Genomic DNA, 20,853 nt, shown 5'->3' on the forward strand with positions numbered 1-20,853 from the left:
TTTATTAACTTAAGAGATTGTAGAAAAACCGATAATATTTTTTCCAGAAACCAAGTTCCCAAGATCTTTTATTTTTGCAGTTCCACCTATTACCAATCTATCAAGAACATTTCTTCCAAATTTGTTTCTTGCTTCATTAACTACTTGGTACAATAAATGAAAATGGTTTGCAAGTTTTCTTTTTTCTCCTAAAGGCAGTTCATCATACTCAAAAGCTATTTTATTTAATAAGTCAATATAGACATCCATAAGTTGAGATAATGCGTACACATTAATTATTGCTGCACCACATGATATACAATCTGGCTTTTGACCAAACTCATCAATATACTTACAACTAGTGTACAAACATTGATAGTACCTTTCTTTAGCTGGTAGATTCCCTACCATAGAGTTATTATACAAGTTCCATAACTCGTTAATTTCCAATTTTTCTATGTATTTAATGACCTCTTCTTTTTCTTGAGTCATCTTACTAATAAGCCCGCTAGTTGCTTCAATTTTCACTGGATTCCCAAAGTTTCTATTGATTGAAACAATTCTTTCAGTTTCAATTACCTTATCACTTTCTACACCAAATAGAATGTTGCTCAATGTTTGTGTTACAAACCCAAAATTGTTCCGTTCAAAAAGTTGAGTTACTAAAGCATTAACTTGCAAATCTGTTAACAAAATATAATGGTCGATTGTAGTTTGTTGATCAATATGAGTCCTGGACACTTGAGATTCTTTTAATCCTCTCCCAATGTGTCTAAGAACTGACCAAATCAAAGTTGATAGTGTTCGATTCATTTTTCTATTTTCAAAAACTATAGCCTTCGTAAATTCAGAAAAAAACAATTGGTATGTATTGGTCCGTGCATAAAGCCTTGTACTCAATAAATTATTACTTAATGTTAAACGAATCAAGACTATACTATCGTTATCAAGTATTCTTTGTCTTAACTCACAAATTGCTACAGCCGTAGCAAAAGCAATTTTTAATGGCTCTCCAATATTAAATGCACCTTCACTATTTGTTTCATTCTTATGAATATGTTGAACATATCTTCCAATTTGAAAAACAAGATCATTTGCTTCTTCTAGTGAAGGAGAATTATTTTCTAACCACTCTAGGCTCGATATCCTAGTATTAGATAAATCTAAACGAGGAATCTGTGTAATCACGGTACTATGCCGCCAGTTATTAGTTAATTGAACTAAAACATATAGCCAATAACTATCGTATTTCTTATATTTATAGATTTTCATTCCTTCTTCAAGAGTCTTTAAATAAGCTTTAACATCAGATAGCGCCCTTTGTTTGTGAAAGTCAACTCGATTACAATATTCATATATTGAATGGTATTCATCCAATGAATACAGCGACAAATCTTGTTCAATTATTTTATCATATTCTAAAGGATCGTTTAGTTCACCAATTTGGAAAGGCATAGGCTTATTTTGCGAAAGAAACGCTTCATTTAGTCTCAGAATGAAGTTGTAAAACTGTTTCTGATGATTCCTTGGAATTGTTCCATTCGGATTTAAAAAACATTCATTTAATTCTATTGAAGTATAATCAAATATCTCTTTTTTAAAAACTTCGACAAATCGCTTCGTAATTTTTACAAAGACATGGATTAATTCTCTTTTATTATTATTCCTTGAATTAATCAAGACTTTTTCTACATTCTCATACCAAAGTCTTTTAGTTAGTAATTGATCTTTAGAAAAATTCATTCCCAATAATTGCTCTACCTTATAAATAAATTCTTCATATGGATCGTCCATAGTAACCGAATTTATTATCATCATTTCATTATATGTATCCCAGAAATTATCGACATCTATTTTATTATAAGCAAAAGCACCATTTGTTTTTAAAGATTTGCTTAAATAATTAGGAATTTCTTTTATACCAATTACCACTTTTTCAGTAGGTCTATGTCTCAGAACATTAAAAAATCTATTATGGTATTTATCCTTTATTTCTTCTGTTGTATAGTAACTTTCATAGATCTCTTCTAGCTCAATTTGCATTTTATTATGAAAATCATCAATGACTGTCTTTTCAAAAAATGGCGCATTAGTACTAAATCCAATAATCGGAAAAATAGTATTTTCTAATTGTAAAAAGACTTTTCTGTTCAAATTTAAAACTATCATTGCCTGCATTCTTGTATAATAAATTGTTTCTTCCTTAATTATTATACCTATTCGCCTATTTTTTATTTTTTCAATATCTCCTTCGACCACGTCCACTAATGTTTGATAATCCTTTTTTGAGTAAAATTGAGCATTAGGACTTTTGCCTAAAACTATTGTGTTTATTCTTAATTCTACAAATTGCTTATTCATGTTTTTTTCATTAACAGCTATGCTCCATAAATCTTTTATTTCTTGTTTAGAAATATGTGTATTAAAAAAATTTTCAACAGCAGATCTTGAATACACAGTATTTATATATCGACCAGTCTTCTTGTCATGAAACTTACCAGTTAAGTTAACTGCTTTAAAATTAAAATAACCTTCTGATAATTTTTTAATATTACTTCTCAAATCTATTATGAAATTCGGTGTGCTTTTTTGAAAATAAACCTCTGCAATTTCATAAATTGATACATATAAATTCATATCAAATAGTATTTCTTCCGCCAATTTTCTAATTTCTTTTCTTGGATAATATTTTAAATCATTAGAATTTCCTAAGACAATCATATTAATTTTGAATAATTTTATGTAACCATCAAAAGTTTGTAAAGAAACTTTTACCATCTGTATTGCATCATTTCTCGAAATGTAATCTTTAATAAAAAGTTTTAAGATGGCATGATTATAAAAGACCTTCCCAGTACCAATTTCATTTATTTTTAGGTTAGGAATTGAGAGAAGATATTTTGCAAACCTATATTTACTATTATAATCTTTTAATAGCTTCGGGTCTTTACCAAGTAAATCGGCAACTTGAAATATGGTTAAACTTTCTGTTTTAAAATCTTCGTTAAGATCCGATAACAGCTCCATACTTTTCAACCTCATTCCAGTATTTTTGGTACTGTGGTACGTTTAACTTAAACAATCCTTCTGCATTCTCCGGTTCCAGAAAACCTAAAGCTCTTGTAATATTGTACGTAGCTGATATTTGATCTTTGTATGATTCCATAGACATTATTGACTTATCGCCTCTGAGAATTGCAGTTTGTCTAGCAGTAAATCCAACATCAAGACACATATTGGTGAATGCACCTCTACCAATATGACTAGACCAATTAGTTTCAACAAAGTCGCGGTAATCTTGAAATCTCCCCTTAGTTGCTAAAAGCACACCGTGATAGGTACTTTGCAGTTCTCTATATCTTTTGTAAAATGACCTATAGGACATTGGATTACCTTCGCTATCATAAAAAAGTGCAGTACTGCCTTTATTTTTTTTAGTTGCTTTCATAACCTTATTAACATGTTGTTCGTAAATTAAACAAATAATTGGATCTATTAGAATAGATTGGTCCCTTGGGTTCTTCACTTGTTCTTCAGCAATAGATTTTTTATTTTTAAAAAGAATGTTTTGCCTGTCTCTTATCAGTACAACCATACCTCGTTGTCCATACTTAGCTCCTTCTAATGTTCTAATTGATGATTCCTCTAAATTTAAGACTTCACCTATTCTTAATCCACCATAAAATTGTAATGCAAGTGCAAATGCAATGTCTGGAGCAACTTCCATCGCAATTAGTAAAAATTCTCTAATATAGTTTAACCTGATAATCTTCCTATCTTGATTACTCTGATGTTTTTGCGGAACCATATCTTTTCTTTTTATTTTTACTCTCAATAAAGTTTCATCTGTTCTAGTATAATTAAAGTCTAATTTATAATAAGTTTTCACCACATGACCATATACATATTTACTTTCTTTAAACTGAGGGTTCTTTTTCAAAATTCTGTTGTCATCTAAATATTTAAAGAAAGCAGAAATATACATTTCCTTTTTATTTAGGGTAATTAATTTATTCGCCTTAACTTTCACACAATAATCCATATATCTATTTGCATGTTTTAATTCAAGAGAACTAAGTCCTAAAATCCCATTTATCTTATGTTCAGTATTTAAATTTAATAATGTAAAGTTCAAGAAAGAAACTATTATTTTAGCAGGACTTAATTCTGTATTTATTGAACCAGAGTTTTTATGAAACTCATTAAAAATAAATGAGGATATTGGAAGGGGATAATCAATTTTTAATTCTTCATCTCTTAAACAGATTAAGCTACAATTGGCTTCAAAATGATAACCACCTTGTTCTCTAAAGTATTTTCCATTACAAACTACAAATCTGTACCTTAATTTACTCATATATTCACTCCTACAGTTAAGTAATGAATAACTATGTATATTCCTAATTATTATATTTCTCATTATTGTACATTTATAAAAAAAAGACAATAAAAAAGATAACCATTTCACCTTATATAATAAGGTGAAATGGTTATCGAACTCTATTCTACTAATTATTAACTTTTTATAGTAAGATATGAAACCAAATCCGATGTGGTCGTACATGCCTCCACGATGCATAGCATCCAGTGTATTTTCAACAATTTTAAGCGCACGTTCGTTGCCTGTTTTATGATGATATCTAAGTAAAAATGATAGATTATGAGAGGTTGGAAACTTTGGTGAATTACCGAATCCACCATGTTGAGGATCGAACATGCTTTCATAGATTCGGAAAGCTTCATGCAAAGTCTCCTCGGACACCTCACCACCTGTGCGGTGCTCAAGCAATCGACTCGTTGTTTCTTGGATAACCTGCTCACCCACCTCGCGAATGCGCTCCGCGTCTTCCTTCCACTTCGTTGCCATCTGGGCTACGATCTCTACCATCCCTGCCCGATTATATTTCCGGCTGCGCGGGAAGTACGTCCCTGCAAAGAACGGCTTCTTCTCAGGTGTCAAAAACACCGTAAGCGGCCAACCCCCTTGCCCTGTCATCGCCTGACAAACAGCCATATAGATATGGTCGACATCTGGACGCTCTTCGCGGTCCACTTTGATCGAGATGAAATCTTTGTTCAGCATGTCTGCAACGGTTTGGTCTTCGAATGATTCGTGTGCCATGACATGACACCAATGACAACAACTATATCCGACACTTAGAAATATGGGCTTATTCTCTAGTTTTGCTATCTCAAAAGCTTCACTATTCCACGAGTGCCAATTGATCGGATTGTATGCGTGTTGAAGCAAATAGGGGGATTTTTCGTTTATAAGTAAGTTTGGTTTCCGTTTAGACATTTTACATTTCCTTCCTAACTTTTGGAATGTTATTATTATATTCCTTTTACAATAGAAATGAAAAAACGCCTTGCAAGGCGTTTAATACAAAAAAAAAGGCAATTTCTATGTAACTTCCCCCATAGGTTCAACCCAATGAAACTTCTCTTTTATTGGATTATCGTTTCCCGATAGATAGCTTTACAAGTACCTTCGTTCTATGCAAGCTATTAACATTTTTCATTTATAAAATCTGACATAAAACAAATTGCAAATACATATAAAATGCCTATAATGTTTTTTAGCAGTAGCTGCGAGGGAGGAATGTATTTTGGTGTTTAAACCACATCCCAATAATACCGCCATTGTAATCACAGACCCACAAAATGATTTCATGAGTCCTGGGGGGAAAGGCTATCATCTAACAAAAGATAATATTGAGCAAAATAACACTATACAAAACCTCGAAATATTAATGAGAACTGCTTTATATAAAGGATACCAACTTTTCATATCACCGCATTATTTATACCCTCATGATTATGGCTGGCAATTTACTGGAAATGAACAAAATATGTTATTAGGACTTCAAATGTATCAAAAGGCAAATGCGTATACACCACCTTCTCCAGGAGCTGATTTTGTTCATTCTTTAAAACCTTATATTTTTGATAGGAGAACCGTCGTTTCAACTCCACACAAAATTGCTAGCCCACAAACAAATGATTTGGTATACCAGTTACGACAACATAGAATAGAGAAGACGATTCTTGCAGGAGTACTTTCAAACATTTGTGTAGAGTCCCATATGAGGCATTTAATCGAAAATGGGTTTGAAACGGCTGTTGTATACGATGCTACAGCAACGCTAAGTGAAAGGGATTTTCAAGCAGCCGTTACGAATTACAAAGCTTTTGCCAGTGCTACTTGGACAACACAGGAAGCTCTTTCACACTTATAAAGCCTTGACAATCCTCATCAAATATTTCTTGTATAACTTGACCAAACGGTTCCCCGAGTTGGTTGCTTTTCAGAATAAGGACTTGGAAAATCGAAAGTTAAGGATATGTGTATGATGTGGGCGAGGTGGCTGATTACGCCGTAACCCCTCCGATTTGTTCGGAGGGGTTAATTGCATGACGCTGCTAGTTGCTTTTTCGCTCGTTTGCTCAGATATAGGATATCGTATTACATTATCATGCCCGTTAAGCTTAATGAAATCCATGTTATTCTATATGTTCGCCTGTCTTTAGTTCACCCTCAACCTCTACAAGCAAATCGCCTGTCATTGGAGCATAAAGTCCATCAATATACTTGCCATAGGTCTTTATTTGTTTAATGAAATATTTTGATGTTAGAGAATCGTTATTATCTAAATAGAGATATTCACCAACAAAAATATCCTGCAAGGCTCCACCCCTTACCCATATCTCCCCATCTTTTTGGACAACTTCACCACCATCAAATGCTTGGTTCAACAACTGTTTATCCTCCAATACATGAAATTGCTATGCTAACCTACCTCTTTAATAAAATCGTGCTTTCAGGTGGATCGGCATTGATACGCATAAACTCAATAACTAGCCCCTCAAGAGACATTTCATATTCGCCATGTTTATAGTAGTGCTTTACCTCTTCTAATTCTTCAATTGGTATTACCTTCTCTGATGAACTTATATATTCAGACAATCGCTTTTCAGCATTTTCAATCATCATATTCTCCTAGCGTCAGACATGCTTATAAAATTACTCATATATATAACATCATAAGCTTAATCTTCAATTGTTGGGTTACAAGGCGACAAATACATATCTTCTTTTTCCGTAACTTTACCTCTAGCTAGAACATACACTTTGAAACAGTTATGACTCTGTTTGTCTGTAGCGTCTCTAATATACAATAGACCATGCGAACCTTTTGCTTGGTTTCCTAATTCTCTATATAAGCCCTAATATCAGCTATAACTAAAAGCAGGCTTTCCGTATCTTCTTCATAAGTATTTTCACTTATTGTCAGCCATCCATGAAACTTAGTATCAGCTACATGTGCTATTGCATGTCTACTTAATGGAGATTTAATTGCTTGACCCAAGATAAAACTATCCAGAACGAAGTCAGTATAGAAAACACGAACAGCATCATCAAGTGAAAATTCTCCATCTTGATCCAGCAACTTGTTAATAGACTCTATCAGCTTTGTTTGCTTGGCAAATCCAGACAACTCACTTTTTTCACTAATAACTCCCTCGATTTGAGGAAGTAGTGTTGAAACCGAAGCAAAATACATTTCCATAACATGAGCACTAATAGCTTCCTTTAGAATGCCATATCTGTGTCCTAACCATGTAATTGCAGCCCACTCGTTGCGCTTTGTCAAATGCTACTTCACCCCAAGGGAACCATTCCACTGGATTGTGAGCATGTTGAAGTAAGTATGGCGATTTCTCGGTGATTAACCTATTGGGTTTGTTATTCGTTGTCATGAAACATCACTTCCTTGGTTTTTAGGATATTTTTGTCGGTATAACGAGATTAGTATACCTTAGAAAAAAAAGAAAAACCCATGTCTGTTGACATGAGTTTTTGATTATGCTGCTATCACCTTCACAAGAATGTCATTATTCATTATTAAATCTTTTACCAGAAATCCAAAAGATCGTTACAATGATTGTTAGTACAATCCATATAAGTACCACTAAAACATTCCATATTACACTGGGATTCACTGCTCCTGTAATTAATACTTCCATGGCATGTTTACTCATACTTGCTGGATTCATAAAATCTGTAACAGAACTCAAACCTAGTACAATTCTACAGCCTAGTAGAATTACAATTGAAATTAATGCAATAATGCCTTGGCTATTAAAAATAGTACTTACCATCGTAGTGAAGGATACCATAAACAGAACCCATAACAAATAAAACAACGAAGCTATTATCGCGTCCACAAAGTTAACATTTGTAAACAACAAATTAACATACACATACGAAATCAAGTAACCTATCACTACAGAACAAGCAACAAATATGTAATTAGCAATTATTTTCCCACCTATGTACGATACTACAGTGACCGGTCTTGTAAGAATAAAAGCTAGCATACCGTTGACTTTATCTATCTGTAAGATTCCCATCATCGAAATTGCAATAATGATAACTCCTAACTGATCAAATTGAGCAGCTAAAGTACTTGCGAGTACTTCACCACCTTGTTGAGCAGCCATGCTAGGATCAATTGTGATACCTTGTGCTCCACCGAGTGATTTTAATATAGAGGGTAAATAATGACTAACAACTGGCTGAGTTATTCCTAAAAATATAAATACTAGAGGCAGCCAAATAACTTTAAATTCACGAACCATTTGAACAAATTCTTTTTTCATTAGCACATTAAAATGATTCATTTTTCCACCACCAACTTCATGAATATCTCTTCTAATGTATCGTTATTGATTTCAAACTTTACGAGGTCAACCTGATGTTCCAGAGCACTTCTTAGTAACTTATTCTTATTCAAGCCTATATTTTCAACTTGTATTTTTATTTTATTTCCTACTGCCTCTACATTTTTTACATAGTTCAAATTTTTCAAAACTTTCATCCATTCTTGATCGATAGACGTAACTTCAAAAATCATTTTATTTTGGCTATTGCTGTTTAACAAGTCGGAGATGGTTGTATCTTCAATTTTTTGCCCATTTTTGATGATAATAAATCTTTCACAAATTTCTTCAGCATCACTTAATATATGCGTCGACAATAAAATCGTCGTCTCTCTCTTGATTTCTTGTATTAGATTCAGTACTTCTCTTCGACCAATTGGGTCTAATGCCGATACCGGCTCATCCATTACAATCAATGATGGTTTGTGTAACAACGCCTGTGCAATGCCAAGTCTCTGTTTCATTCCACCTGAAAATGTTCCAACTTTTGAATTCTCTTCTCCACTTAACCCTACTTTCGATAATATTTCTGGGATAGCTTTTGATAATTCTTCTTTACTTAATCCTGATAGTTCTCCCATGAAAGCAAGAGTTTCTTGTGCAGTCATCCAGTGATAAAAGTTAGGGTACTGTGGTAAGTAGCCAATTTCCTTTTTCAATTGCGAAATTTTCTTTCCGTTAAGCAATACTTCTCCCGTTGTAGGATTAATAATATCTGAAATAACTTTGATGAGTGTCGATTTACCAGCCCCATTCGGGCCTATCAATCCCACACATTCTCCAGATTGCAGAACCATTGAAAAGTTATTTACAGCCGTTTTTGTTTTATATGTTTTAGTAACATTTTTGACTTCTAATTTCATACACTTTCACGTTCCTTCCTGCCAATAACAAAGTACAGAATCGGACCAAACATGTTTAGAAAAATAATAATGAGAGTCCACAGCAAAACATTTTTCCTCGTTTTTCTGTGCTTGTATAAATCCATTAATGCTATTAGGATCAAAACCATTCCTACAGCTAAGACCGGTAAAATAACCGGCAACACAGACATGAAATCAAATTCTTTTAATTCGTTCCACCCATAATGCATTTGCAAATTAACCATCTCCCCTAAAGTCATTATCAACAACTTTTGTTATCATTATCGATAATGATAACATAAGAAGGTAAAATGTTACACTTATTTTTTTTCTTTAAAGAATGTTGTTTAAATTCTCATTGTTATTTACAATGAGAATATTATCATTATAGATAATAACGAGATCTTTTTATGATTGGGGAGAACAAAATGGTTAATAAAGCTGAAATTATCCTACACCCAGTAAGGATGAAGATTTCTCAAGCTTTAATGAGAAACAAAGAAAATGGACTGACTTCACTTGAAATGGTAAAAATCATTAAAGATGTGCCTCAGGCAACGCTATATAGACATATACAAGTTTTGTTAGATGCTGGAGTTATCCGCATTATAAAAGAAAAAAAAGTGAGATCCATTTCCGAAAAATACTACACATTAAATGAAGAAGAAGCCCGACTTAGTGCAGATGATTGGAAAAAGTCTTCTAATAAGGAAAAGCTGAATTATATTTCGCATTACCAATTATCGCTTATGACTCAATATCAAAACTATCTTACCAAATTAGAAGAACAAGATTGCTCATATGATCGTTCTACTTTTTCACTTGTAGAATTAAAGCTTGATGATGAAAATTTCAAAAAGTTTCAAAATGAATTAAACGACCTAGTGATAAAATACTACAACACTGCTAACGAAAGTAATGACCTGGATGCACCAATTCGAACTATTGCCTTTACCATTATTCCAGAATCCTAAAACAGAAAATTCAAAATATGTTGATTTCTCAGCGATTAGCATGCCTTACAACAAAAAGAAAAACCCATGTCTGTTGACATAAGTTTTTATGAGCTTGACAACACCACTTATATAGACTTGGCAAGGCGGAATCCAAGGTCATCGATAGTAAATGTCGGGTGACTGCGACGACGACAAGAAGCCCCACAACCTCTGGCCTCTTCAGCCCAGCTGCCACCGCGAAAAATTCGGTAAGAGCCGTATACGTTCTCATCGTATAAATCCCAACACCACTCCCAAACATTCCCTAACATATCATACAGCCCCCATGCATTCGGTTTCTTTCTTCCTACTTCATGGGTCGTGCCAGCTGAATTTTCATTATACCAAGCAATTTTTTCAAGTTCTCCGTATCTATATCCTGTAGTTCCTGCTTTACACGCGTACTGCCATTCCGCTTCGGAAGGGAGGCGATAGCCATCTGATTCCCAATCACAGATGATATTTTCACCATCATTACTTATCGAATAACACTCCTTCAAACCAGCTTTCTGAGAAAGTAGATTACAAAAGGAAATCGCATCATTCCATGATATATTCACAACCGGATTTTGATCTGCGACATAAGAAATAGATGATTTTTGTGAAATGGCAAAATAAAGTTCCTTCGTGACAGGATACTTGGCAAGTAGAAACGGTTGTATGTTAACCTTCCATTTAGATCTTGTTCGATCGTCCCTTAAGTCTATTTCTCCACCAGGAACATATTTCGTTGCTTTCAACGACGGCAATTTCTACATCGTTCTTTTTGATTGTAATTATTTTCATATTCGTCCTCCATCCGCGTTCAACCTTTAATTAATTTTCTGACATAATCCTCACAGATAAATCGATTATCCTCATTATTCAATGGAGGGATATTCGCTACTCTAAAGAAGCTTAATCCAACCACCATCGCCAGAAGGCCGTAAGCGGCGCTTTTGGAGTCGTCCACCCTCATTTGCCCCGACATGTTACCGTAATCAAAGATCCTTGCAATGCCGTGAAGATCTTCCATATAGCTCTTGGATACTACCTCTTGTAAATTGCGATCCAATACAGCTTTGGAAAAGAACTGAAGAAAAAGCTTGGCTTGATCTTCATGCGGGATAAACATCCTCTCAATCCCATCAAGTTCCGAAACATTGACCGTCTTTTGTATATCATCGCTATATGGCGGGAGGATGTGCTTCAGCGTGACATCGATCATTTCCTCAGCTGTCATCGTTTTCTGGATTTCTGATTGGATCTTTACACCATAATAGGCTAAGAACGACTTGAATGCTTCAATGATCAAGTTATCTTTATTCTTAAAATAATAAGTAACAACACCCTTTGAGCAGTCCGCATACTCAGCGACCTTATCCAGAGTCATACCATCAATCCCGTGTCTGCTGATACAAATTAGTGTGGCGTTAATGACGTCAGCTCGACGCTTTGGCTCCATTCCTACTTTAGGCATTTTTCTCCTCCTCGTTTATCTAAGTTTTTTTATACCGTACAGTCGGAATAAATAAAATATATCTATAATTTTCCTTTATGTCAAACCAGGATTCGATTAATCAATTTACCTTCATCACAAATACCGAGCGATAATCCGAACCAACTTTGCAGGCAACTCTGTCGATGAAAACCACTATAACCAAAAAAAAATCCGCGCTGGGCGCGGATCTAGATATATGTTCTTAACCTCCTATACATATGTCCCTGAGGTTATTTCACATTTTCATCTTCATACTCTTCGTAATTGTTAATGCCTTGGTCGTGAGGTACCTTGACCGTCGCTGTTGCAATAGCTTTATTCCCCGCTATGTCTGTAGCCATATACGTTATGGTATAAACCCGTCCCGAACTTTTACCTGTTCTTTCGGCGCGAAGTCTAAAGGACGTGTCAAAAGTGCCATAATTTGCATCTTGAATATCATCCAGTTCTACCTTCTCGTTGCTTGTAATAGAAGTCAGCACGATGGAGTCGATTTGGGACATATCATCCAATGCATAAACACTGGCGGTAACTGTAACCAGCTTTTTATTCGCAGGCCACAAAGTGGTCTTATCCAATGCGATACTTAGCGTTGGGGTTGCCTTATCAACTTTCAGTGATATCGATTTTACAGCTTCTTCATTTCCAGCTTGATCGATACTCTTGTATTCAAGTGAATGGACGCCGTAAACAGACCAAGTAACGGGCTGAGAATAGGTAGACCAACCAGATCCGTCGATACGATATACCGTTTGAGTGACCGAGATGTTATCAGTTGCCGCGAGCGTCACCGTCGGATTCGAGATATACCAGTCGTTCTTTCCGTCAATTGGACTTGTTGAAGCGGTGGTAACCGGTGCCTGTGTGTCTAATTTAATGGTCGTTGACTTTACTTTACCAGGAATTCCTTCCTCATCAACACTGCGGTATTCAACAGTATATGTACCATCCGTATTAACATTAATCACTGAATTGTATGTTGTCCAAGCCCCTTGATTTATACGGTATTCGATCTTGTTGTCTTCGGGTATTCCGTTCACAGCTTCGATGGTAACGTTAACCGGATGCATATACCACCCATTTTGTCCGTCAGGTTGCTCAGGTGACACTTTTGCCTCAAGTTCCACAATAATGGGTTCAATATGAAATGTGGCAGTGGCAATTGTGTCGGCATTTTGTCCACCGACGGTTACGTGATACGTTCCAGGAACTTCTTGGCTGGTCTTATAAGTAAACTGGAAAGCTCCACCTGGACCACTCCTACTTTGGTTCAAATAATCCAATTGATTCAAAGGGCTTCTGACTTGAACGCTAACGATCTGCCCTTCCTCTGAACCTAAATGGCCTGAAATCGTTGCGATTCGGGTAACGTTATCAAACGATGCGCTTACCGTCAACGATGCAGCTATCGCGAACGGAGCCATCATACCTAAGCATAATAGGAGTGATAGTATGATAATTGACCATCTTTTCAATCGTATTCCTCCTCATCTTTTAAGGACTAATGATGGTGTTGGAAATTGGCGTGTTATCAGACATTTTTTTAAGTGCAAATGCCTTCACTTTGTATCCGGCGATATCCTTCGGCACATTCACAACCGCCTTGATTTGTTTATCCCCGTGTCCAGAAATCGTTTGAGTGATGAAGGAATATTTTACCTTCCGGTCTTGTTGGTTATAAAGGGCGATTACAAATACACCGCTTTGAGCGACTTCGGAATTGTTATGAACAGTCACAGTCACCATTGTATCCTGTGAGCCGCTTAAGCCTGAAAGTTTGTTTCCACTCAAATCGCTTAAGGACAACCCCGAAAAAGCAAACAGTCCGCTGCCCCAATCTTGAACATAGGTTATTGAATACGTATTTGTTGAATCAATACCGTACTCATCAACAGCATAAATGACGATTTCGTTTGGACCTTCCTGCAAGTTTAACGGAACGTTAAACGGTTCGTTTGCCAACTTGTTAGCTTTATCCAGCACCGTATTTCCGTTTATTTTAACCGTCACACTCGAGTTTCGGCTTACGCTAGCCAATAAGTTAAAGTCGGCAGCGTTTACGGTCGCAGGTATTTCACTTGTAATGACAACCGCGGATTTGTTGTACGTTACCGTGATTGTTTTGGTATTTATCACATCGCCAAGAATATCACTCTTCGCAGAGACTGTGATCGTGTTTATTGCATCAACAAGTTGAATTTGATGCACAAATTCCGATCCAGCTTCTGTATAAACGGCGTCGACAACAGTTGTTCCATTATTAGCAACCGTCAATTTAGCACTATCGATCATATTCCCTTTAATCGTGTAAATAGGAATGTTAACTGTTTCGCTGACCGCATTGCTTACGGTAAATCCGGCAGATCGGTTAAAACTCACATTAGAAAATGTGGCGGCTGTTAAATAATCAGAGTTGCTTGTCGCTTTACCTGCATCAACAGCCATACCGACATAGACCTGGTCTGGCAAATTCACATTTGCAGAGTCGACCAGTGCCCAACTATTTTTGTCCGTAGACACAAATCCGGAAACAACATTCTCATTTCTTACAATTTTCAACCAGAATGGCGCTTTAAGCGTGCTTGATGTTACACCATTTGTGCTGTAGCTTCCACCCGCTGTGCTCCGGTTCATAAAGAGAGCTTTTCTTCCGCTGGTATCGATGGTTTCGTTCGGTTCCGGTGTTAATACGATAGCTGAAGCGGGAGAATCGGCTGCAAGGCTGTTACGAATCATTAATCCGGCTTTAGCCGTATCATCAATCTCAGAATCGAAGTTTACATAGGCGAGCATCTCAAAGTTCCCTTGAACTGGTTGGTACACATAGTGGAATGAATCCTTGCCGCTTCTCAACTCTCCGGATCCTTTTACTGTATATGTCGTTCCTTCCAAGCTAGCGCTCCCAGCAATCGCTACTTGGCCAATATCCTGTGAGGACATAGGGGCTGTATTGTTTGGCCCGTTCACATAAATAATGCTTACAGCGGACAAAGTCATATATCCTGCATTGTCTATCGCCTTTGTATACATATAATGCTCACCCTCCGGCGCATTTTCCCAAGTGAAGGAATACGGTGCCGTATTGTCCTCACCAAGCTCTTGATCACCGGAATAAAACTTAACCTTAGCAATTCCCTCATTATCCGCTGCATCAGCAGTGATCGTGATGGGAGTTCCAACTTGAAACGATGTTTGGTGATTAAGACTTGATGTCGTGATAGTCGGATTATCTGAAACCGAAACTACCAAAGAATTCATATAATTTTCCAAGTTCGTGTATCCGTTACTAGCGATCAATACACTGTCCGTACTAACACTCGGATTTAGGCCATTTCCCATTTCCCAAGTATCCGCGATTCCGTCGTGATCGTTATCCTGAGGTGCAGGCACCGAGTTTAATTCGGGCAATCCCCCGTCACTCTGGATCGAATTGGTAATTCTCCCAGAACCATTTCTGACATCATTCATAATCCTAGCATCCAAAGAATCCCTCTTTGGCAAAGAGGCGCCCGCACTTTGCAGCACTTTCTCATAGGCGACTTGCGCCGTGTCCGTAGTAACGGAACCACCGATAGGGTCCGATGCGTCTGGAATTACCATCGGCTCATACTTGCGAACTAAGGGTCCTTCAGGGCTGATTGCTTTCCATGACCCATTGCTGTTTGTAACCCAGTTATTTGCCGAAACATCAGGTGATCCTTCCATATAGTTGCCGTCGATGTACCATGTGCCGCTAAAAATTGCGCTGGAAGGCGCGACAATCCGGCTTTTTACGTTATCAAAGGTACTCGGACCTGGCTTGTAGTAGTTGTTGATCATGTTGATGCCCGTTGCCTGCTCGCCGCCGTACGCTGAGTTTGCACCCCAGTTATAAACAAGGTTATTGCGATAGTCGATTTTGGTCGGGTAATTGTCCGGATCTGTTTGTCGGTCGAAACGCGGGTTTCTACTGTTATGGTTGGCGATCAGGTTATGGTGATAGGTCGCATTCGTTCCTCCCCATATTCCCCCGTAACCATGCGCTCCTTTGCCATGAATCGACTGGTTCAGGCTGTCGCTAATGATACTCCACTGGACTGTAAAGTTTTTACGATTTTTCACCGTGAACGTCTCGTCTGTGCTCCAACTGAAGGAGCAGTGATCGACAATAATATTGTTGCCCGAAATGTCAGCTGTATCGCTTAACACGTTAATGCCATTTCTAAAACGAATATATCGGATAATAAGATCTGTTCCTACATCGTTATTTCCGAACTTAACCATATAACCGCTTACAGCTATACCGTCACCCGGAGCAGTTTGCCCTGCAATAGTCAGGTTCCCGGAAGTAATATCTAGTCCTCTCTTCAGGTTAATCGTACCGGACACTCTAAACACTACCGTCCGATTTCCTATGCTCACGGCATCTCGCAAAGAACCCGGAATAGCGGCTTCGCCCTTCGAAGGGTCATAATCCTGTAAGGTCGTTACTTCATAAACCTGGCCCCCGCGTCCACCTTTTGCATACATGGCGGCTCCTTCAGCCCCCGGGAAAGCCGGAACTCTTGTTGAGGCAGCCGGATCGATCTTGATTGTCAATGGTTTTACAACGCTCGCATTGCCTGCTTTGTCGACAAAACGATATTCGATCATGTTCGTACCTGTTTGGCCAACCTCGAATTCAGCCGTATAGGCAGCCCAGTTTCCGCCATTTATCCGATACTGAACCCGATTGTCCTCTGGAAGCGCTCCGTCCACTTCCATATAAACCATCACAGGTTTGGTATATGCGCCATTTTGCCCGTCTGGCAACGCTGGAGAAACAGCAGGAGTAAGTTTTGGAAATATCATTGGAATAATGACCGATTTACTTGGATCCCATCCGTCAAACATGCGCGGAATCGTTAAGGCACTAGCCTCGTCAGCTGTCATTTGTGTTCCCATGACCCGCTTATCCGGATTTGCACCCGGACCGGTGCTGTTATATTCTCCGTAGAAGAAAGACGGAACTTGCATGGTCGTCCATCCTTCAGGGTGTATATGACTATCCATCCAGGTATTGATGTAACGTGTCGACGGCTTATCCTGCCATGGCCGGCCCAAATAATGAAGGCCATTTGTGGAATTGTCTTTCAGAAGCCTTGAATTGATAAACACAAGTCCAGGATCGGTTTCATTTTTTGTTGCAGCCGCCGTAACATAACCGCCCGAGTCCGATACATTGATGCTGACGGCATCGACATGATCGAATACGGCTGCGCTGGCCGGACCATAAATAAAGTCTGTACGCCCCATAATCACACTGTTGCGATAATACTGTCTGCCAAGTCGCGGACTAGCTGCTCGGATACCCGCGTACAGCGTATCTTGGTAGCCGACAAGCTTCACATTCTCAAACACGGCTTGGTCTGCGTTAACCGATAAGGCCAGAGCCTGACCGTCGCTCGGCTTGGAGTCATTTTCAATCGTCAGATTAGCTGCAGTAAAATAATCTCCGCTTACAGCTACGGTTGCACCATTTACAGCTTGGTTAGGCATATCTGCGTTTGAAAGGTCGTAAACGATTTTCGTATCATCCCGTCCAGCGCCCACAAGGCTTACATAAGGAGCGGTTACGATCGATCTTTCCCGATATGTACCCTTTTTGATATAAATGACCGTACGGACATTATTGTTAGCTGGAATGGTTGCAAGAGCATTAGTCACGTTTGTGAAATCGCCGCTTCCATCCTGTGCTACCGTAACAACCCTAGCAGGTGAGACAATTAGCTCATCTGTATGTTGGCTTTCACCGCTTGAATTTACAGCGGAGACGACATAATAATACTGCTTCCCGTTTGTAACCGTAGTATCCTTATAAGTTGTTGAAGTCAGACCACTGCCAACGGCCGTATACGGTCCTCCGCTCGTATCGCCTCTTTTTAAAGAATAAGAAGCTGCTCCAGGAACTGCCGTCCAGGATAATTCTACGCTGCCGTCGTTTGCTGAGGCCGAGAAATCAACAGGAACCGCAGGAACCCCCGAAATCGGAGTATATGGAGCTGCTTTAGCCTGATTCGAGATCATGCTCTCCATTGTTGAGCCGACAGCCGTCACAACGTAGTAGTACACCGTGCCGTTTAAAGCCGAAGTATCCGTGTAAGATATAGTTGAAATGTTACTTGCGATCGTATCATATGGTCCGCCGTTTATCGTGCTTCGTTTCACCTTGTATATCACGGCACCCGATACTGAATTCCAGGCTAAAGCAACCAGATTATCACTTGAAACCGCTGTCAATCCTGTCGGATTCGTGAGTACAGATGTTGACTGAGCCGAAGGAGTCGCCGTTGAAGCATCAGCATGTATGATGAGCGGGAATATGTTTAATCCAAGCAAAAGGCACATCCCTATACTCAGGGCTTTCTTCATTTGTTAACCTCCCTCAATAATCGATTCCTCGGATAAAGGCTTCATTCCGTCCAAACTGTCCCAAATAAACGCTTTTAAACTGTAGCCGTTCACTTGTGTCGGCAGCGTAAATCCGGTGCTCAACGTTTTTGTTTCTCCAGGGGCAAATTCTTCAATAAGCGTCGAAAAATCCACCATTTTCTTGTTCGCATCAAACAACACAACAAACAACGTAATTTGCTTTGCATTCGATGTGTTGTTGGTTATTTGCTTCTGAGCAATCAGATCACCTGATGAGACTAGCGAATTCATCTCTGTTTCGTTTAAATCGTAAAAATCCGGCTTTCCTGCCCAGAACATGTAATCGATCGAAAAGGTTTTCGTACTTTCGTTACCTGCAGCGTCAATTGCGGAAATCTCAATTTGATTCATTCCTTCCGACAACTGCACCGGATAAGAGAACGGAACGTTACTCGATGTATACACCGAATCTGCAACCGCCTCGCCATTGTTCTTGATCGTCACTTTTGATTCCTCATTTACAGTTCCTTGTACGTTATAAAGAAAGTCTTTCACGGAAGTTGGTGGCACAGTCATATGAAGTACGGGTGCAACAGGATCGTAATGAACAACGCCAGTGATTTTATCCGAGTAAGAACTGCCAGCTCTTCTTGCTATTAATTCAATGTTATTTACGCCAGGAGCCAACTCGACATCGACAGAAAATTGATTTTGCGCTAGTCTGCTGTCATAGACAAGAGTTTGATTGTTATAAACGGCCAAGGTTACACTAGTTTCATCCAAGGAACCCTTCAATGTGTAATTGGATTTATTCGTCCAAGGCACAAATGAATCCGCCTTCAAACCAGTCGGAACCCGCTCAGCCATGACGAAGTAACCGGCGTTTTTGCCTGCATTATAATCAGTTACATTATTGAGGCCCATTGTAAAAGTCGCTCCAGAGGCAATATCTTTTTGATAAATTTTGAACGTATAGGAAAGTGCCGTGTCAGCCAATTGTATGATATCACCGGTATCCGTCCATCCTGAAACTGATGAAAGCCATGCAGGCGGTGTTTCCCTTTGATCCATTGCCACATAAATCGAAGCCTTGTCTCGGACCGGAAAGGTAGCAATCTGCATGCCAGTGGTACTTCCCGTATATCTCATTGTATCTGCATGCGTTTTGATCCAGTCCATGCTGCTATACTTCTCTGGAAGAACAGTAATCTTAAGTGCAGACGTTCTATCTGCAAATGGCTCGTCACCAACATATAGCCCGGAATTGATCGACCATCTGTTTGCATTGTAATTGTTGTATGCCGTAACGGTTCCGATCACGTTAGTGTCAGGAGTTTCGATCGGCGTAACCGCATAGGGGGTGGCAGTAAATTCCGTAATTTCACCCTCATAATCTATTTTTGCTGTTTCATCCCTGGTAATTACGGCAACGCCTACTATGTACGTCTTGCCATTCGTTAAAGCAACAGCCGTATTGGTCACAGGGTCCCAAACTTTGCTAGCCGAAGGAGACGCATATGGCGGAATTGACGTAGGAATAGATGTGTAGGTAGCTGTTGTATACCAAGGATCTTCCGCTTTCTCCTTTATTTTTATACTATACTTGGAAGCCCATGCATCCGGTTCTATCCACAACGCAATTGATTTATCCCGCCCAACCCAGTAAGCGATTTCAGGCTTTGCTGGCTTATAATTCGGGGGAGTATGCGTAACTTTTATGCTGCGGACATAAAGCTCGCCATTGCCCGCTGGAGTGCCGATCGAGATCTTTTTCACATCAATGGCATCGTTTGTATTTTTTCTGGCAGAGATAAGCGTACCGTCGAACCACATGTTAAATCTCTTCGTCAGTGTATTTAGTTCAACTTTTATCGTGTGCCATTTGTTCAATTGATAGGGTGTTTTGAGATCGACTGGTGCTGTATCAGGCCAATAAACCACACCCTTCGACGAATCCAAACCCGCAATCACCAGCGATTTTGTGCCTGCAGCATTCGTGAGATAAATAATCTGGTCCTTGGCTTTGGAAGTACCGGGCTGCATAAAAGTTATCTCTGCTGTTACAGTACCGGTTTTTGTCTCGCTGAAGGTTTTATTGATCAAAAATTGGCTGTTACCCGCACTGTTAACAGTAAGATGCAGCGCTTTTTGTTTAGCTATCGGATCAACCTCAACTACTGCACTGCTCGTGGCGCCTGAAGGAAGCGTGGAATAATCAAAACCAAGCTGTGAAGCCGACTGTCCTTCTACTGCGCTTGAAAAATCTTTGTCCAGTAGAGTGGTTGGTTCGACAACTGAATCTGCGGCAGCTGCGGGAGCAGGTTGCCCCAACATTCCGACGCCTACCAGAACATGAAGTAATAACGTGAAGCAAAGTATTCGTTGAATTTGAATACGCAAATTTATACACCTCCAGATGCAA

Annotated in this window: 17 protein-coding genes; 2 read left to right on the plus strand and 15 right to left on the minus strand. The window is 38.7% G+C overall.

The genetic code is table 11. The annotated features are described in order from the left end of the window. Positions 1–9 precede the first annotated feature (9 nt). Together QFZ81_RS19940 and QFZ81_RS19945 are read right to left on the minus strand one after the other, a co-directional pair. Complete coding sequence (locus tag QFZ81_RS19940) at positions 10–3,006, minus strand: DNA-binding protein (RefSeq protein WP_307604390.1); 2,997 nt, start codon at positions 3,004–3,006, stop codon at positions 10–12. Continuing rightward, positions 2,984–5,278 carry a DUF255 domain-containing protein gene (locus QFZ81_RS19945; protein WP_307604392.1) on the minus strand — a complete coding sequence of 765 codons (2,295 nt, stop codon included), beginning with the start codon at positions 5,276–5,278 and terminating at the stop codon, positions 2,984–2,986. Before QFZ81_RS19945 ends, QFZ81_RS19940 begins: the two co-directional genes overlap by 23 nt. Positions 5,279–5,591: 313 nt before the next feature. Here QFZ81_RS19945 and QFZ81_RS19950 point away from each other — a divergent pair, with 313 nt between their 5' ends. Further along, the gene (locus tag QFZ81_RS19950; RefSeq protein ID WP_307449661.1) at positions 5,592–6,218 is read left to right on the plus strand and encodes a cysteine hydrolase family protein; all 627 of its coding nucleotides are present in this window, start codon (positions 5,592–5,594) and stop codon (positions 6,216–6,218) included. A gap of 265 nt (positions 6,219–6,483) precedes the next feature. On the opposite strand, the gene QFZ81_RS19955 is transcribed toward QFZ81_RS19950, so the two are convergent. The 8 genes from QFZ81_RS19955 to QFZ81_RS19985 all read right to left on the minus strand — a co-directional run bounded on the left by QFZ81_RS19955 (position 6,484) and on the right by QFZ81_RS19985 (position 9,802). Beyond that, on the minus strand, positions 6,484–6,738 hold the full coding sequence (locus QFZ81_RS19955) for a hypothetical protein (RefSeq protein WP_307442055.1): 255 nt from the start codon (positions 6,736–6,738) through the stop codon (positions 6,484–6,486). Positions 6,739–6,775: 37 nt separating this feature from the next. Beyond that, complete coding sequence (locus tag QFZ81_RS19960; RefSeq protein WP_307442054.1) at positions 6,776–6,973, minus strand: hypothetical protein; 198 nt, start codon at positions 6,971–6,973, stop codon at positions 6,776–6,778. A 56-nt stretch (positions 6,974–7,029) separates the two neighbouring features. Beyond that, positions 7,030–7,158 (minus strand): Imm7 family immunity protein, encoded by a 129-nt coding sequence (locus QFZ81_RS37435; protein ID WP_373462624.1) that lies wholly within the window; start codon positions 7,156–7,158, stop codon positions 7,030–7,032. 29 nt (positions 7,159–7,187) lie between these two features. Next, positions 7,188–7,634 carry a hypothetical protein gene (locus tag QFZ81_RS19965; RefSeq protein ID WP_307450112.1) on the minus strand — a complete coding sequence of 149 codons (447 nt, stop codon included), beginning with the start codon at positions 7,632–7,634 and terminating at the stop codon, positions 7,188–7,190. Continuing rightward, the gene (locus QFZ81_RS19970) at positions 7,561–7,740 is read right to left on the minus strand and encodes a DUF255 domain-containing protein (protein ID WP_307442051.1); all 180 of its coding nucleotides are present in this window, start codon (positions 7,738–7,740) and stop codon (positions 7,561–7,563) included. Before QFZ81_RS19970 ends, QFZ81_RS19965 begins: the two co-directional genes overlap by 74 nt. Positions 7,741–7,875: 135 nt before the next feature. Beyond that, positions 7,876–8,664, minus strand: a complete 789-nt coding sequence (locus tag QFZ81_RS19975; RefSeq protein ID WP_307604393.1) for an ABC transporter permease — start codon at positions 8,662–8,664, stop codon at positions 7,876–7,878. After that, the gene (locus QFZ81_RS19980; RefSeq protein WP_307442048.1) at positions 8,661–9,566 is read right to left on the minus strand and encodes an ABC transporter ATP-binding protein; all 906 of its coding nucleotides are present in this window, start codon (positions 9,564–9,566) and stop codon (positions 8,661–8,663) included. The genes QFZ81_RS19975 and QFZ81_RS19980 overlap by 4 nt, the downstream gene beginning before the upstream one ends. Further along, a complete protein-coding gene (locus tag QFZ81_RS19985; RefSeq protein WP_307442047.1) occupies positions 9,563–9,802 on the minus strand; it encodes a PLD nuclease N-terminal domain-containing protein in 240 nt (79 codons plus the stop codon). The genes QFZ81_RS19980 and QFZ81_RS19985 overlap by 4 nt, the downstream gene beginning before the upstream one ends. A gap of 192 nt (positions 9,803–9,994) precedes the next feature. On the opposite strand from QFZ81_RS19985, the gene QFZ81_RS19990 reads away from it, so the two are divergent. After that, complete coding sequence (locus tag QFZ81_RS19990; RefSeq protein WP_307442045.1) at positions 9,995–10,540, plus strand: helix-turn-helix domain-containing protein; 546 nt, start codon at positions 9,995–9,997, stop codon at positions 10,538–10,540. A gap of 107 nt (positions 10,541–10,647) precedes the next feature. On the opposite strand, the gene QFZ81_RS19995 is transcribed toward QFZ81_RS19990, so the two are convergent. From QFZ81_RS19995 to QFZ81_RS20015, 5 genes are all read right to left on the minus strand, one after another. Further along, positions 10,648–11,301, minus strand: a complete 654-nt coding sequence (locus QFZ81_RS19995; RefSeq protein WP_307442043.1) for a formylglycine-generating enzyme family protein — start codon at positions 11,299–11,301, stop codon at positions 10,648–10,650. A 65-nt stretch (positions 11,302–11,366) separates the two neighbouring features. Continuing rightward, the gene (locus QFZ81_RS20000) at positions 11,367–12,020 is read right to left on the minus strand and encodes a TetR/AcrR family transcriptional regulator (RefSeq protein ID WP_307442042.1); all 654 of its coding nucleotides are present in this window, start codon (positions 12,018–12,020) and stop codon (positions 11,367–11,369) included. A 251-nt stretch (positions 12,021–12,271) separates the two neighbouring features. Then, positions 12,272–13,516: an OmpL47-type beta-barrel domain-containing protein gene (locus tag QFZ81_RS20005; RefSeq protein ID WP_307604395.1), complete on the minus strand. Its 1,245-nt coding sequence runs from the start codon at positions 13,514–13,516 to the stop codon at positions 12,272–12,274. A 19-nt stretch (positions 13,517–13,535) separates the two neighbouring features. After that, positions 13,536–18,431 (minus strand): pectinesterase family protein, encoded by a 4,896-nt coding sequence (locus QFZ81_RS20010; RefSeq protein WP_307604397.1) that lies wholly within the window; start codon positions 18,429–18,431, stop codon positions 13,536–13,538. A gap of 3 nt (positions 18,432–18,434) precedes the next feature. Further along, positions 18,435–20,831 carry a hypothetical protein gene (locus QFZ81_RS20015; protein WP_307604398.1) on the minus strand — a complete coding sequence of 799 codons (2,397 nt, stop codon included), beginning with the start codon at positions 20,829–20,831 and terminating at the stop codon, positions 18,435–18,437. Between the last annotated feature and the right edge of the window lie 22 nt (positions 20,832–20,853).

Origin of the sequence: Paenibacillus sp. V4I9, assembly GCF_030817295.1 — a bacterium.
In the GTDB taxonomy this organism is placed as follows: Bacteria; Bacillota; Bacilli; order Paenibacillales; family NBRC-103111; genus Paenibacillus_E.